This window comes from Pinibacter aurantiacus, from assembly GCF_019130065.1.
Lineage (GTDB): Bacteria > Bacteroidota > Bacteroidia > Chitinophagales > Chitinophagaceae > Pinibacter > Pinibacter aurantiacus.
In genome coordinates this window covers 268,153-283,353 of the sequence record NZ_JAHSPG010000003.1, presented here as the reverse complement: position 1 = coordinate 283,353, position 15,201 = coordinate 268,153, and the positions used below count along the sequence as shown (strand labels likewise).

Sequence of the window (15,201 nt, the reverse complement as noted above, 5' to 3'; positions counted from 1 at the left end):
TTTGCGATATTTATTCGAATTAATAAATAGACACCATCTTGTCAAAACTCAAACTAAATAGAATTAAGGTTGCACTGATCGAAAATGACAGAACCAATAAGGATTTGGCTCTTCATTTAAACAAGACAGAAGCAACAGTTTCACGCTGGTGTACCAATGAAATGCAGCCTTCTATAGAGACGCTTTATGCTATTTCAAAATATTTGAAAGTAGATATTCGGGAGCTGTTGGTTTCAACTGCGAAATGATATTATTTACATCTGGTGCTGCACAAGACCTGACAGGTTTTAAAAACCTATCAGGTCTTGCAACCCCGCGATTGCACTATCAATGGGTTGCCGCTTATACACTTTCTCCAAAAGTCAATAAATTATTTAGAGCCGTGTTGGAGCAAATATTAGGCTAGTCCGGCTGAAAGCCCGTCAAAAAAGAATCTCCGTTGATATATATGTATGTGCCGATTCCTATGGCCATTATTGCAAGAAATAAATAAGAAAACCTGAACTCAAATTCAAATCCGCTGTGCCAGAATGTTGGGCGTTTCTTAAAGAACAAGGATGGAAGAATGGCGATGCAGATCATTATTCTGAAAAAAATGAAAAAACGATAATTTTGCATTTCTTCTTTTAATACAGCGGCAAGGTTTACGTAATTTTTCCCTTTAGCAGTTAGTTGATAAATTTCGTCGTTGCTGATTTTTATACGTAGTGTATCAAAGGCTTTGATATCGTTGAGCACACTTTTGTAATCAGTGTATTTCAAAACTCTCCCTTCCATAGAATACTGCTTGCCGAAAGGCTTTATAAACTGGAAGGCGATTGAATAGAAAGTTCCTTTAGTAGTGGGTTTGTGGAACACCGGTTCCTGCGTAGTGACAAACGTGCCCTCTGATAACGCAGTAATTCCGCTTGAAAAAAATATTGAATACACAACCCAAAGGAGTGACAAGCAAAATACAACTGCGGCAAATATTTTTCTATGTCCGAACGTGTCTTCCATTTCAGGATCGAAAATTAGGGGTTTAAATATGCGATTGTAGATTCAGAAAAATTTTAGTCATCTTTTATCTCCGAAAGGTTGCTCACTCATAAACTTTCTCCAAAAGTCAGTAAATTATTATCAGGGTCAAGCAATGAAAATTCCTTTTGTCCCCAGGGCTTTGTTTGTAACGGGCCGTTAGGATGTATCTCGATTTTTGCGTCCAACAGAGATTGATACAACGTCTCAATATTATTTACCCGGATATAAACCTGTCCGTAATTTTCTTTTGGATCAAGTTCTTTGAATTCAAAAAAATGAATTTCAATATTGTCTTTTTGAACCATTAAATATTCGGGATAATCAGTACTGCCAAGTTGAGTGAAACCGAGTTTGTTCACGTAGTAATCTTTTGTTGCCGTTTTACTGCGCATTGGCAGTTTGGGATGAATGGCTGTAAGCATAACAGTTGTTTGTATAAAAGTAGCAACTGACTTTGTTTCACGCAAAGGCGCAAAGAATTCTCACGCAGCGATAGCAACGAAGCAGCGACGCGGCGGGGTAGTATTGTTACTAAAAAAATCTGTGTAAATCCGTCAAATCAGTGTCATCAGCGTGCTCACTCACTGTTGCGAGAATGTTCTATTGTGTTACGCAAGTGGGCTTGCAGAGACGATAGTTTTTCGATTGTTTCATCCAGCTGCTGTTTGTATTTCTCAGTTACCTGCACCGCTTTTTCATACTGCGACGTGATAAGAATATTGTATTGCTCTTTCTTTTGCAGTTCCTCCTGTATTTGATCCGCTAAAGTTTGCCTTTGCTGAAAAGCTTCATTAGCCTGCAGTGTTTCCGCTTTAAGTTGAGTAAGTTCCTTTTCAACCTGGAAGGTATTTTTAATCTGTTTATCCAATTGATTTTGCAAGAACTCGATCAGCAGATTTTTTTCAGTTAAAACCGGAGTGAGGCTTTCTAATTCTGTGATCTTATCTTGTAGATTTTTTATTTCTGTGTTCGTTGCTGCCGGAGTCTGTGACGTTTCATTGGTGTGAGCACAGTTGGTGCCTGTTGGTGCCTGTTCAGCTTTTTTATTTTGAGTTGACTCTAAATGAGCATACCGTTCCTCAAGTTGGCGATGCGCTGCTTTTAGTGTTTCAAGTTCCTGTAATAAGAGTCTGTTTTTCTCGCTCAATATCCTCGGAAGTTCTTCTAGTTGTGCAATTTTGTCGTGTAATTTTTTTGTTTCCTTATCTTTTTCAGAAATTGTATTTGGCTGCTCGCTTATTGGAGCGTTATACATGGTCAAGGTTTCTGCATCATTATGTTCCTGAGATTCGTCGCTCGTTTCGTAGTATTCCGTTGAAAGGTGTACAGCTGTTTCGGTATTATTTTCTTTTTCGTGATGAATAAACCCGTTCGTTACAAAAGAAGATGATTTGTCCGCATTTCTTAATTCACGCAATTGTCGTTCCTTTTCGTACCATTTTTCTTTTAGCTCCCTGTATTCGTCATCTTTTCCAATGGCCCCTTTCATGCGGAAAAGGCTTTCTTTGATTTCAATCGCTTCTTTTTCAAGGGCTTCAACTTGCAGATTTAGGTCAAGGTTCATATTCATTGGTATTGAGTTTTCATTTTGAAAATTGGATGGAGGCTCAACGAACGTATTAACGTTTTCTTTAAGCAAATATTGGGCATCATCCAATTCTTCTATTGTTGTTTGTTTCCGCTGCGCTGCGAATTCGAGTTCCTTAACATTATCCGGCTCTTTTTTTCTTCTTACTTTTCGAACGATTAAAATGATAATTGTAAGAAGAATCAAGAGTATCAGTAACGAAACTGCTGCAAGTATATCAGGCTGATTTAATTCTTCAAGAGAATAAACAAATAAAAACATGTAATAAAAATTTACCCAAAAAAAATGATTAATGACAGGTAAATTTTTGGCATGACTGCAAGAGAAACAGGTTGCTATTTAGGTAGAGGAAATGCCAAAGTAAATAGAAAAGTCGAAAGGGTGTGTTGTATTCGGTCAAATCTCAGCTGCAGGCCACCTTATTTCACGCAAAGGCGCAAAAGAGAAAACAAAGGACGCAAAGACTTGGTTTGTTTCACGCGGCGATCGCAACGGAGCGGCGAGTCGTTGACATTGTAACAAATTTTATTACAAACGATACGTCGCACCAGCATCAACAAAAAATCCCTGCCCGACTAAGTCAGCAGGCGGGCGTGGTCATCCGTCCAATCTCCGTCATCCCCGTCCGAACGGCTTCAGCCGGGCGGGCGTGTGCAATAAAAAAGTTGGCAACTCGCGCTGCCAACTTATAACTTAAAACTCACAACTCCCGCCTGAATGATCAGTCGGGCAGGCAAAACTTACTTCACGAACTGCTTGCGAATGATGTTCAACGCGCCACCGGCTTTGAACCATTCGATCTGCTGATCGTTGTAAGTGTGGTTTGCCATAATAATTTCGCTGCTGCCATCTTTGTGGTGCAATACCAGTTCCAATGGTTTGCCAGGAGCAAAATGAGTCAGGCCATTAATATCGATAGTATCGTCTTCCTGAATTTTATCGTAATCTGCTTTGTCGGCAAAAGTCAAGCCCAACATACCTTGTTTTTTCAGGTTGGTTTCGTGGATGCGGGCAAATGATTTTACCAATACCGCACGAACACCTAAGTGACGAGGCTCCATAGCCGCATGCTCACGTGAAGAACCTTCACCGTAGTTTTCATCACCTACTACTACTGAACCAACGCTTGCTGCTTTGTAAGCACGTTGAGTTGCAGGAACTGCGCCATATTCACCAGTCAACTGGTTTTTAACAAGGTCAGTTTTTTCGTTGAAGAAGTTAACCGCACCGATCAACATGTTGTTGGAAATGTTATCAAGGTGACCGCGGAATTTCAACCATGGACCAGCCATAGAGATGTGGTCAGTTGTACATTTTCCTTTTGCTTTGATAAGGAGTTTCAAACCTTTAAGATCAGTGCCTTCCCATGGAGCAAATGGATCGAGCAATTGCAAACGGTTAGAGGTTGGAGAAACAGCTACCTGAACACCGCTACCATCAGCAGCCGGAGCCTGGTAACCCGGATCGTCTACAGAGAAGCCTTTTGGAGGCAATTCATTACCTGTAGGTGCATCCAGTTTTACTTTCTCACCTTTTTCGTTTATTAAAGTATCTGTAAGCGGGTTGAAAGAAAGGTCACCTGCGATTGCCAATGCTGTAACCAATTCAGGAGAAGCAACAAATGCGTAAGTGTTAGGGTTGCCATCTGCACGTTTAGCAAAGTTTCTGTTGAAACTGTGAACGATGGTATTTTTTTCTTGCTTGTCAGCACCCATCCTGTCCCACATACCAATGCAAGGTCCGCAAGCATTTGCGAAAACTTTTGCACCGATCTGGTCGAAAATATCAAGGAAGCCATCTCTTTCGATAGTGAAACGAACTTGCTCACTACCAGGAGTAATGGTGAATTCTGCTTTTGTTTTAAGACCTTTTTCTTTTACCTGTTTTGCAAGGCTCACTGCGCGGCTGATGTCTTCGTAAGAAGAGTTCGTACAAGAACCGATCAAACCTACTTCGATTTTTGTAGGCCAGCCGTTTTTAGCAGCTTCTTCTTTCATTTTAGAAATCGGAGTAGCTAAATCCGGAGTGAAAGGTCCGTTCAAGTGTGGTTCTAATTCGCTCAGGTTGATCTCGATAACCTGGTCGAAATATTTTTCTGGATTTGCGTATACTTCAGGATCTGCAGTCAGGTGTTCTTTGATGCCATCAGCTGCAGTTGCGATCTCTTCGCGGCCCGTTGCTTTCAGGTAGCGGCTCATGCTCTCGTCGTAACCGAATGTAGAAGTGGTAGCCCCAATTTCCGCACCCATGTTACAGATAGTTCCTTTACCAGTACAGCTCATGCTTGTAGCGCCTTCGCCGAAGTATTCAACAACAGCACCGGTACCGCCTTTTACAGTAAGAATACCGGCAACTTTTAAAATAACATCTTTAGGGGCGGTCCAGCCATTTAATTTACCTGTCAGTTTTACACCAATCAGTTTAGGGAATTTCAACTCCCATGGAAGGCCGGCCATAACGTCGCAGGCATCAGCACCACCAACGCCAATCGCGATCATACCCAAACCACCTGCGTTTACAGTGTGGCTATCCGTTCCGATCATCATCCCGCCAGGGAAAGCGTAGTTTTCCAACACTACCTGGTGAATGATACCGGCACCTGGTTTCCAGAAACCAATGCCATATTTATTAGAAACTGAAGCAAGGAAGTCGTAAACCTCGCTGCTTTCGTGAACGGCTCTGTCGAGGTCCACTTTGCTGTTCTCTTTAGCCACGATCAGGTGGTCGCAGTGTACAGTAGAAGGAACGGCCACTTTATCGCGACCCGCTTGCATAAACTGCAAAAGCGCCATTTGCGCAGTAGCATCCTGCATGGCAACGCGATCCGGCGCAAAATCAACATAGCTTTTCCCCCTTTCAAAAGGCTGGGTAGCTGCGCCTTGCCAGAGGTGGGCATACAATATTTTTTCAGTAAGCGTTAAAGGACGTCCAACAACTTTGCGGGCAGTCTCCACCTTAGCGCCAAAACCGGCGTAAAGTTTCTTGATCAGGTCTAAATCGAAAGCCATGTGTATTATGTTTAGAATTATGACAATGAATGCTTTAGCACGGCGGTCAAAGTCAATTGGAGAGGAAAAATTCTTTTATTGCCTGGGACAGCCGTAAAAAGTGCTGCGAATTTACTAAAAAAATAGAACTGGTTGAAAATGAACATTGAGAAAAGAGCTAAACGCCTAATGCCTAACGTTGAACGCTTGAACTGGTTGCATCAGCGTTATGCGTTAAGCGTTCGGCAATAAGCCCTTTTTCTTAATATTGTAAACGACCTGCTTATACTATGCTTCCAGAATCTCTGAAAAATATTCTTTTAAACCTACATCCACTGGAAGAGGAGGTGTTAAATGAAATAGCCCAGCGCCTGGAACGAACGGAATTGGAGAAAAAGGAGCTTTTACTCAGGCAAAAGCAAGTGTGTAAATACATCTATTTTATAGAAAAGGGTTTTTTGAGAAGTTTTTATAATGAGGGAGACAATGAGGTTACCACCTGGTTCATGAAGGAGCATGACTTTATTATTTCCGTAAAAAGTTTTTTTGACCAGCAGGCAAGCTATGAATCAATAGAAGCGGTTGAAGATTGCATTTTATATTATATTTCCTACGAAGATCTGATACAACTGTACGAGAAGTTTCACTCTTTCACTTTCGTCGGATTGATGCTCACACAACATTATTACAAACAAAGTGAGGACAGGCTTTTTAATCTTCGCAAAAAAGATGCATTTGAACGTTACCAGTATCTTGTGGAGACATATCCCGAAATTACTTTGCGCTGCCCGCTAAAACATATTGCTTCTTACCTGGGAATTACGCTAGAAACACTTAGCAGAATAAGAGGAAGAAAAATTTGATCTATGTCAAATTTTTGAAGAGCACTTTTCATTTAGATTTGGCTTATGTGCAATACTCCGAATCACCACTAAGGCACTGAGGGCACTAAGCCTCACTAAGAGAACCCTATGTGTGACTTAGTGTCCTTAGTGGTAATATTCGAGACATCCAACATTATAACCCAAACCAATGAACGCAAAAAAAGTAAAACAAACCCTTGTAATCCTTGCAGCCATCTTATTGATACTTGCTGCATTCATCTTACCTGCAGTTAACCAACAACAGACCTTTCATGACTTTGCAGATAAACGCTCCTTGCTCTTTATTCCCAATGCCGGAGATGTGTTATCTAATCTGGCTTTTTTGTTCGTGGCGCTCTGGGGATTAATTGTTTTGGCAAAGGATAAAATAATTGAGCCCTCGCAAAACAATCTTAAAAACGCTTATCGGTGGATGTTTTTAGGATTGATGCTGACTGCTTTTGGTTCTGCATTTTATCATTGGGCACCAACTGACAAAAGATTGGTGTGGGATCGCTTGCCAATGACCATGGTTTTCATGCCTTTGCTCGCAGCAACTTTTATTGAGCGACTTAATGTGAGAGGAAAGTCGTTGTTAATTGCAGCTATCACAGATGGAGTGGCAAGTGTCTTTTACTGGAAGTTTTCGGGAAACTTAATGCCATATTTTGTGGCACAATACGGTGCAATCTTTTTGATTCTCTTGTCAATTATTTTGTTGCCATCACCTTATACAAAACGATACAATATTTTAGTAGCTGCCGGTTTTTACGCCATCGCATTTACGTGTGAAAAATTTGATCGCAACATTTTTTCGTTTACACACGAAGTGATCAGCGGACACACGATAAAGCATTTGTCGGCTGCGGCGGGCTTTTGCTTTATTGTGACGATGCTAAAACCACAAAGGGCTACGGGGTTTCTGTACAAGACGCTCATTCAACACTAAGGCACTAAGGGCACTAAGCCTCACCAAGGGTTTTCCTTAGTGTAACTTAGTGCTCTCAGTGCCTTAGTGGTAAGTATTCGAGACTCGCTCAATTATTCAGTCATTCCTACACTCCAAGGCTCCAGCCCGCTCTGTACTGTCTCTTCACAAACTGGTTTGCATCTTCAAAATTGGTGATGCGCATATTCGCGCCATCCCACAAAAGTTTGATATAACGACCGGGGTAAGTGTATCCGCCGCCTTCTTTTGCTTTGCGAATATCGTAACTGCGAATGGCGAGGTTGCCCATCAAGATGCTTTCTGTAAGGGGCCCGGCAATATCAAAATTGGAGCTTAATTCTTTTGCTTCTTTGCTGCTGTAGCCCTTCATTGCTGCATCTACCCACGCTGCATAGTGACCATCGGCTCCGCCGGGCACACGCTTAATCGTTTGTGGAACTTGCGTGATAGCTGTTTTTGAAGTGGGCAGCAATTGCGGATTGAGGCTGTACGTAGAGCACATCATTTTACCTTTTGTACCCACAAATATTACTCCGTTGCCGCCATCGCCCATTAATTCGTTAGGGCCAAGTTCGGCTGGTCTTTCCGGTTGAATGCCACCATCCATCCAATGCAGCTTAACGCCCGGCTTGCCATTTTTTCCAGCAAACTTCAACGTTACATGTGAAGAAGGAGGGCAACTGTCTGGGAAATAACCGCGCTTGAATTCACCCACATAAACGGAGCCTACGCTGCACTCAGCCTCGGTTGGATAACCGAGATCCATAACCGAAAATGCCGGTGCTATGATATGACAACCCATGTCACCTAGTGCACCGGTGCCGTAATCCCACCAGCCGCGCCAGTTGAAAGGAAGAAGGTTATCAACGTAATCTTTTTGCGGCGCGGTACCCAGCCAAAGGTCCCAATCAAGTTCTTTAGGCACTTCTCCTTTTGCGGCCGGCCATTGTATGCCTTGCGGCCAAACGGGTCTGTCTGTCCAGCAAAAAATTTCAGTGATGTCACCAATGATGCCATTGCGGTACCATTCGGTCAATTGTCTCACGCCATCGTTGCTGGCACCCTGGTTGCCCATTTGCGTAACCACTTTGTATTTGTGAGCAGCTTGTGTGAGCATTCGAGCTTCGTAAATGTCATGTGTCAGGGGCTTTTGCACGTACACGTGCTTGCCCATCTGCATTGCGGCCATTGCCTGTACGGCGTGCATATGGTCTGGTGTGGAAACAGAAACCGCGTCAATCGATTTACCTTCTTTGGCCAACATTTCCCTGTAGTCCTTGTAAAATTTTGCATTAGGAAAACGTTTGCGGCTGTTTGCTGCGCGACGTTCATCCACATCGCACAGAATGGCAATTTCTGCTTTACCGCTTTTGTTAAACATATCAATATCGCTTTCTCCTTTACCGCCTACACCAATACCGGCAATAATAAGCCTGTCGCTGGGTGCGATGAAGCCTTTGCCTCCCAAAACGTGTCTTGGAACAATGTACATTCCTGCTAGAGCAGTAGCGGAGTTACGGATAAATTTTCTGCGTGAATTGTCGCCTTGTTTTTTAGGTGAGTCTTTTTGCATAGCTGATCGTTGGTTGTTGTTGTTTGAGAAACTAATATAGAGGCAAAATTTGAGAATATGGTAATTTGAAAATTTGAAAATTTGGGTAGAAAACAAATAAGAATTAAGAATTAGGAATTAAGAATTAAGAATTCATTATGCTATGGCTTTCCGGAGATTTGGTTGCTGAGTAATGTGCCAAGGAGCAACACAGAAGCAATTCTTAATTCCTAATTCTTAATTGCCAAACTTGTTTTGCATCAGTTTATTAAACGCATCCGACTGCCCTTTTGCAATCGAAAGCGGTTGCCAGTCTCCGGCTTTCATTATTTTTCCCAACATCACAATTTGCCCCACATGACCACAGTAGTGTGCGATTTGTCTTACTATGGCATCGGTAACAGATTGTGGTTCGGTACGAATGAAAATATCTTTGGAGAGGTCTTCTTCTTTTAAACTTTGTAAAGTATCAAACAAAACTTTCCATCCCTTTTCCCAAATATCAAGCAATTGCTGTTTGTTCAATTGCTGATCATTGAACTCTGTATCGCGGTTGCGCCAGGGTTTTTCGCCATCTTCGGTTAAGAAGTTTGTCCAGCGGCTAAGCATGTTGCCACTCATGTGTTGAATAAGAATAGCAATGTTATTGCACGCATCATTCGGCTGATAATGCATTTGCTCCTCGCTAAGCTGCGCAAATGTTTTATCTGCCAATCCTTTGTAAGTGGTGAAATGCTTGATGGCATTTTGAGTGAGGAGGTTTTGTGACATGTCTGTAACTTTTTATGGTTGTATAACTAATTGCCAAGTAACTGAATAACTGAGTAACTGAATAACTGAATGGTTCATTTTCAATTTTGCAATACGATCATCGATCACTCAGTTATTCGGTTAATCAGTTAATCAGTTATTCAGTTTAATACCCCGCTGCGCTGTCATCTCCGCGATGATCGCCTACAGCTTCTATCATTCCATTGTCAATTTTTATTGCTTCGGTTCTTCCGATGCCGCCAACTTTTTTTATCGAGTAACCCATTGCTGACAATTGTTCCAATACGTCACCAGGGAAATTTTCTTCTACCACCAGTTCGTCAGGCAACCACTGATGATGGAATTTTGGTTTGTTCACCGCATCATCAAGACTGAGGTTAAATTCCAACACATTCACCAGCGATTGAAACACCGATGTTGTAATGGTTGTGCCACCGGGTGTGCCAACAACCAAATATGGTTGATTATTTTTCAAAACAATCGTTGGCGTCATAGAACTTAACATTCTTTTATGCGGAGCAATCGCATTGGCTTCGCCGCCTACCGCGCCATACATATTGGGAATACCTGGCTTTGCGCTGAAGTCGTCCATTTCGTTATTCAGTAAAAATCCTGCTCCTGCCACAATCGTGCGACTACCATAACCGCCGTTTAATGTTGTCGTTATTGCCACTGCATTTCCGTCTTTATCATACACACTCAGGTGAGTGGTTTCGTCGCTTTCATATGGAATTTCTCCGGGACCAATTTTCGTGCTCACACCTGCTTTTTCAGCATCATACAATTTCATGCGCTCTGCGATATACAAGTCACTGGTAAGTGTTTTTAGAGGTACTTTGTAAAAGTCAACATCACCTAAAAATTTTGCCCGGTCGGCATAGGCAAGCCTATCAACCTCCGTCATTAAATGCACTGCTTTTACAGAATGGAAACCGTATTCTTGTAGCGGTTGATGCTCAATCATTTTCATCATCATAGGTAGCAACACCCCACCACTGGAAGGCAATGGCATGGTAACAATCGTGTAATCTTTGTATTTGAAAACAACAGGCTCTCTTTCTTTGGCTTTATAATTTTTAAGGTCGTCGTAAGAAATAATGCCTTTCCCTTTTTGCATTTCTTCAACAATCATTTTTGCAGTCGTGCCTTCATAAAATCCTTTTGCGCCGTTGTCACGAATGCGTTTCAATGTATTGGCAAGTTCCGTTTGAACAAGTGTGTCACCCTTCTGCCATTCTGTATCTTTTACAAACGCAGAAGTTTTGGAACTGTATTTCAGAAAATCGCTTTTGAAATGATTCAATCCCCTTGCTTCTGCCTGGGTAATGACAAATCCTTTTTCTGCCAGATCAATCGCGGGTTGTATCAATGTTTTGAAAGGAAGTCGTGCATATTTAAGAGAAGAAAAAATGCCCGCAATTGTGCCGGGAACGCCGCTTGCGAGGTGGCCGTTCTGGCTAAGTGTTAACTGGCTTTCACCTTTTGCATTCAAATACATATCCCGGGAAGCCTTGCCCGGAGCCATTTCCCGAAAGTCGATGGTGACATTTTTTCCATTGCTTAAATGCGCGACCATGAACCCGCCACCACCAATATTACCAGCGCCAGGATATACCACGGCCAATGCAAGTTGTGTTGCAATGGCAGCATCAACAGCGTTGCCTCCTTTCTTCAAAATGCTAAGCCCCGCCTGGCTTGCGAGGGGATGCGCACTCACTACTGCTCCGTTTTTTCCCTTGAAGTTTTTCTGAACGCTGTAATCAAAAGGCCGGATGGTTTGCTGGCTATACGAAAACTGCGAAAAGGTAACCAGCAAAACAATTAAATGTTTTTTCATGTCAAAATGTTCTCTATCTGCAATTTAAGTATATTCGGGTGAAAGCGTGAATCGTCAATCGTGAATCGTGAATGAAGGGTTCAAGATTGATCGGTATGTTTTTTTCTTTTCGTTACCTGATTTTTTGCGTGATGAATTTAGTTAGCGAGCTGCATTCACGATTGACCATTCACGATTCACGTCCCAAAAATAATTTTCGATGAAAAGACTCATTAGCTGTTTTCTTGTTTGCTTAATTGCAATAACATCTTTTGCACAATTGCAAAGCCCGGAACAATTTCTTGGCTACAAGATAGGAAGCAGGTATACGCCTCATTATAAAATTGTGAACTACTTTAACTATCTCGCAAAGCAATTGCCCGATATGATGAAGCTGGAGCAATATGGCGAAACCAATGAAGGACGACCATTGCTATTGGCTTTTGTTTCTACAAAAGAAAATATTGCGAACCTTGAAAATATTCGTCAGAACAATTTGAAACTGGCAGGCTTTGGCGCGGATAAGTCAAGCGCCTCTGAAAATGCGCCTGCTATCATCTGGATGAGTTACAATGTACATGGAAACGAGCCTTCATCGTCCGAAGCTTCCATGCTTACTATTTACGAGTTGCTTAATCCATCGAATACCAAAACAAAAACTTATTTACAAAATACGGTGGTGGTTATCGATCCTTGCATGAATCCCGATGGTCGTGATCGTTATGTTAACTGGTTCAACCAGGTGGTAGGAAAAAAAGCAAATCCGAATTCTGCATCCCGCGAGCACAGTGAGCCGTGGCCGGGTGGAAGAAGCAATCACTACAATTTTGATCTTAACCGCGACTGGGCATGGCAAACGCAAATTGAGAGCCTGCAAAGAATGGCAAAGTACAATGAATGGCTGCCGCAAATTCATGTGGACTTTCATGAGCAATCTTACAATAATCCATATTATTTCGCACCTGCTGCAGAGCCTTTTCACGAAGTGATCACGGAGTGGCAAAGAAATTTTCAAACAACCATTGGCCGCAACAACGCAAAATATTTTGATGAAAACGGCTGGTTGTATTTTACAAAAGAGCAGTTTGATTTATTCTATCCTAGTTATGGCGACACGTATCCGCTGTATAATGGCGCAATTGGAATGACTTACGAGCAGGGCGGTAACAGCCGTGGCGGGCTTGCTGTTGTAACCGATGCCGGGGACACACTTACGTTGCTCGATCGCGTGATGCACCATTTTACAACAGGTATTTCAACCATTGAGATTGCTTCGCAAAATGCAGATAAGTTGGTGAAGGAGTTTCACAACTATTATAACAATGCTACGAATTCTCCTTATGGAGATTTCAAAAGTTATGTGATAAAAGCAGATGATGGCGACAGACTCGATCGCTTGAAAAAACTGTTGAACCACAACAAAATCTTATGGTCGTATTTGCAGGTAAACAATGCGCAGCTGAATGGATTGAATTATCTCTCAGGCAAGCAGGAAAGTTTTAAAGCAGCAATTGGAGATATTGTCGTGAATGCAAATCAGCCGAAATCGAATCTCCTCAAAGTGCTGTTTGAAAGAGTGTCGAAGCTGAGTGATTCTGCGACTTATGACATTACTGCATGGTCACTGCCGTTTGCTTACGGCTTGGAAACTTACGGAGTAAAAAACTACATTACCACGACTACAAAAACAAATCCTGATTCAATAACGACATTCGCGTTACCGCCAACAACTTACGGTTATGTGGTGCAGTGGAACGGCATGAGCAGTGCGAAATTTCTCGCGATGGTTTTACAAAAAGGATTGAAGGTGCGCTATGCGGAAAGGTCATTTAAAATTGGCAGTGAGGATTTTGACAAAGGAAGTTTGATCCTTACAAAAGCGGGCAACAACACACTGGCGCAACCATTGGAACAAATTATTAAATCTGCCGCAGAGCAGGCAAACGTAAGGGTTTATGCTGTAAGTTCGGGCCTCGTGGATAAAGGGTTTGATTTCGGCTCGGACAAAGTGCACGTGATCAAATCTCCACGAGTGGCATTGTTGGCAGGCAAAGAAGTAAGTTCATTAAACATGGGTGAGATATGGCATTTATTTGACCAGCAATTGAATTATCCGGTGTCGCTTATCAACGTGAGCGATTTGCAAAGAGTAGGGTTGAACAGTTTTGATGTACTGATCATTCCTGATGGCGATTATGATTTCTTCAATGACAAGAATGCCAATGATGAATTGAAGAACTGGGTGAAAAGAGGCGGCAAAATAATTGCCGTTGATGGCACAGTTATGCAGATGTCAAAAGCAGATTGGGGCATCAAGGCAAAAGTAGCTGACGACGATAAAAAAGATGATTTGATAAAGGGCGATTATTCGTTGTTGCATCGCTATGAGAATCGTGAGCGTGATGTGTTGGTGAATAGTATTCCGGGTTCCATATTTAAAGTGGAACTTGACAATACGCATCCGCTTGCATTTGGCTATCCTGATTACTACTACACTTTGAAACAGGATGAGAATATTTACGAGTTTATGAAAGAGGGCTGGAACGTGGGCGTATTGCGAAAAGATAATTACATTGCCGGTTTTACCGGTAGCAAAACAAAAGAAAAGCTGAAAGACGGCTTACTGTTTGGTGTGCAGGAAATGGGCAGGGGAAAAGTGGTATATCTCGCTGACAATCCTTTGTTCAGAAGTTTTTGGGAGAATGGAAAGTTGTTGTTTTGTAATGCGGTTTTTATGGTGGACTAGGCTGAACGCTTAAAGCCTAACGCTTAACGCATTTGGGTGCGGCGCACTCAGCGATTGGCGTTCTGCATTAAGCGTTGAGCGTTAAGCGTTTAAAAAACATGATTAGAATTGCAATTCTCGATCTCTACGAAGGTCATGCGAACGAAGGCATGCGGTGTATCAAGCAGATTATTGATCAATTTAAAACGGACAATAATTTGCCTATAGTGCATGATGAATTTGAAGTGCGCTTAAGCAATAATGTTCCTGATCTGTCTTACGATATTTACATAAGCAGCGGCGGTCCTGGTTCTCCGCTGGAGAGTGAGGATGTGGAGTGGGAAGTAAACTATTTCCGTTTCCTAGAGCGGTTGCAGCGTTGGAACGCAGAAGAAGGTACGCGGAAGAAGCATGTGCTTTTCATTTGTCATTCCTTTCAACTGGCATGCAGGCATTTTAGAATTGCACAGGTTGCAAAAAGAAAGTCGACGGCGTTTGGTGTGTTTCCTGTTCATCTTTTGCCAGATGGGAAAAATGAGAGATTATTTGACGGATTGCCCGATCCGTTTTATGTAGTGGATAGTCGCGACTACCAGGTGATACAACCCGACATGGAGCAAATAAAAAAGCATGGCGCCAAAATATTATGCATAGAAAAGGAACGGCCGCATGTACCACTGGAAAGAGCCATTATGAGTGTGCGCTTTAATGATTACATGGTAGGCGTTCAGTTTCACCCCGAAGCTGATGCAAAAGGAATGCTCGTGCATCTTGAAAACCCCGTTAAAAAACAAAACATCATTGAAAGATACAGCTTTGAAAAATGGCAGTCGATCGTGGAAGCATTAAGCAATCCGGAAAAGATCTTGTGGACGTACGAGACGATGCTGCCGAATTTTTTGAAAAACGCTATGAACAGTTGAGAATGGA

12 protein-coding genes are annotated in these 15,201 nt (G+C 42.2%); 5 read left to right on the top strand and 7 right to left on the bottom strand.

Translation table 11 applies throughout. From position 1 onward, the window contains the following. Positions 1-38 precede the first annotated feature (38 nt). Positions 39-248, top strand: a complete 210-nt coding sequence (locus KTO63_RS07005) for a helix-turn-helix transcriptional regulator (protein ID WP_232373063.1) — start codon at positions 39-41, stop codon at positions 246-248. 154 nt (positions 249-402) lie between these two features. Here KTO63_RS07005 and KTO63_RS07000 read toward each other — a convergent pair whose 3' ends face one another. The 4 genes from KTO63_RS07000 to KTO63_RS06985 form a co-directional block, all read right to left on the bottom strand. Beyond that, the gene (locus tag KTO63_RS07000) at positions 403-999 is read right to left on the bottom strand and encodes a hypothetical protein (protein WP_217790520.1); all 597 of its coding nucleotides are present in this window, start codon (positions 997-999) and stop codon (positions 403-405) included. An 86-nt stretch (positions 1,000-1,085) separates the two neighbouring features. Continuing rightward, a complete protein-coding gene (locus KTO63_RS06995; RefSeq protein WP_217790519.1) occupies positions 1,086-1,442 on the bottom strand; it encodes a bleomycin resistance protein in 357 nt (118 codons plus the stop codon). Positions 1,443-1,597: 155 nt separating this feature from the next. Continuing rightward, positions 1,598-2,869, bottom strand: a complete 1,272-nt coding sequence (locus KTO63_RS06990; protein WP_217790518.1) for a hypothetical protein — start codon at positions 2,867-2,869, stop codon at positions 1,598-1,600. A 479-nt stretch (positions 2,870-3,348) separates the two neighbouring features. Further along, the gene (locus KTO63_RS06985; RefSeq protein WP_217790517.1) at positions 3,349-5,616 is read right to left on the bottom strand and encodes an aconitate hydratase; all 2,268 of its coding nucleotides are present in this window, start codon (positions 5,614-5,616) and stop codon (positions 3,349-3,351) included. A gap of 269 nt (positions 5,617-5,885) precedes the next feature. Here KTO63_RS06985 and KTO63_RS06980 point away from each other — a divergent pair, with 269 nt between their 5' ends. Together KTO63_RS06980 and KTO63_RS06975 are read left to right on the top strand one after the other, a co-directional pair. Then, positions 5,886-6,458 carry a Crp/Fnr family transcriptional regulator gene (locus KTO63_RS06980; RefSeq protein WP_217790516.1) on the top strand — a complete coding sequence of 191 codons (573 nt, stop codon included), beginning with the start codon at positions 5,886-5,888 and terminating at the stop codon, positions 6,456-6,458. Between the two features lie 169 nt (positions 6,459-6,627). Next, a complete protein-coding gene (locus tag KTO63_RS06975; RefSeq protein WP_217790515.1) occupies positions 6,628-7,407 on the top strand; it encodes a hypothetical protein in 780 nt (259 codons plus the stop codon). A 106-nt stretch (positions 7,408-7,513) separates the two neighbouring features. Here KTO63_RS06975 and KTO63_RS06970 read toward each other — a convergent pair whose 3' ends face one another. From KTO63_RS06970 to ggt, 3 genes are all read right to left on the bottom strand, one after another. After that, the gene (locus KTO63_RS06970; RefSeq protein ID WP_217790514.1) at positions 7,514-8,980 is read right to left on the bottom strand and encodes a Gfo/Idh/MocA family protein; all 1,467 of its coding nucleotides are present in this window, start codon (positions 8,978-8,980) and stop codon (positions 7,514-7,516) included. A 216-nt stretch (positions 8,981-9,196) separates the two neighbouring features. Next, positions 9,197-9,730 carry a DUF1572 family protein gene (locus KTO63_RS06965; RefSeq protein ID WP_217790513.1) on the bottom strand — a complete coding sequence of 178 codons (534 nt, stop codon included), beginning with the start codon at positions 9,728-9,730 and terminating at the stop codon, positions 9,197-9,199. A 145-nt stretch (positions 9,731-9,875) separates the two neighbouring features. Then, positions 9,876-11,567: a gamma-glutamyltransferase gene (gene ggt / locus KTO63_RS06960; RefSeq protein WP_217790512.1), complete on the bottom strand. Its 1,692-nt coding sequence runs from the start codon at positions 11,565-11,567 to the stop codon at positions 9,876-9,878. Positions 11,568-11,766: 199 nt separating this feature from the next. Between ggt and KTO63_RS06955 the strand changes: the two genes are divergently transcribed. Next, on the top strand, positions 11,767-14,292 hold the full coding sequence (locus tag KTO63_RS06955; RefSeq protein ID WP_217790511.1) for a M14 family metallopeptidase: 2,526 nt from the start codon (positions 11,767-11,769) through the stop codon (positions 14,290-14,292). 98 nt (positions 14,293-14,390) lie between these two features. Further along, positions 14,391-15,194 carry a type 1 glutamine amidotransferase gene (locus KTO63_RS06950; protein ID WP_217790510.1) on the top strand — a complete coding sequence of 268 codons (804 nt, stop codon included), beginning with the start codon at positions 14,391-14,393 and terminating at the stop codon, positions 15,192-15,194. Positions 15,195-15,201 lie beyond the last annotated feature (7 nt).

Excerpts from the sequence above, each read along its gene's own strand:
- KTO63_RS07000 (WP_217790520.1), bottom strand. The coding sequence starts at position 999 with ATGGAAGACACGTTCGGACATAGAAAAATATTTGCCGCAGTTGTATTT.
- KTO63_RS06975 (WP_217790515.1), top strand. The coding sequence starts at position 6,628 with ATGAACGCAAAAAAAGTAAAACAAACCCTTGTAATCCTTGCAGCCATC.
- ggt (WP_217790512.1), bottom strand. The coding sequence starts at position 11,567 with ATGAAAAAACATTTAATTGTTTTGCTGGTTACCTTTTCGCAGTTTTCG.
- KTO63_RS06955 (WP_217790511.1), top strand. The coding sequence starts at position 11,767 with ATGAAAAGACTCATTAGCTGTTTTCTTGTTTGCTTAATTGCAATAACA.
- KTO63_RS06980 (WP_217790516.1), top strand. The coding sequence starts at position 5,886 with ATGCTTCCAGAATCTCTGAAAAATATTCTTTTAAACCTACATCCACTG.
- KTO63_RS06995 (WP_217790519.1), bottom strand. The coding sequence starts at position 1,442 with ATGCTTACAGCCATTCATCCCAAACTGCCAATGCGCAGTAAAACGGCA.
- KTO63_RS06950 (WP_217790510.1), top strand. The coding sequence starts at position 14,391 with ATGATTAGAATTGCAATTCTCGATCTCTACGAAGGTCATGCGAACGAA.
- KTO63_RS06985 (WP_217790517.1), bottom strand. The coding sequence starts at position 5,616 with ATGGCTTTCGATTTAGACCTGATCAAGAAACTTTACGCCGGTTTTGGC.
- KTO63_RS06970 (WP_217790514.1), bottom strand. The coding sequence starts at position 8,980 with ATGCAAAAAGACTCACCTAAAAAACAAGGCGACAATTCACGCAGAAAA.
- KTO63_RS06965 (WP_217790513.1), bottom strand. The coding sequence starts at position 9,730 with ATGTCACAAAACCTCCTCACTCAAAATGCCATCAAGCATTTCACCACT.
- KTO63_RS06990 (WP_217790518.1), bottom strand. The coding sequence starts at position 2,869 with ATGTTTTTATTTGTTTATTCTCTTGAAGAATTAAATCAGCCTGATATA.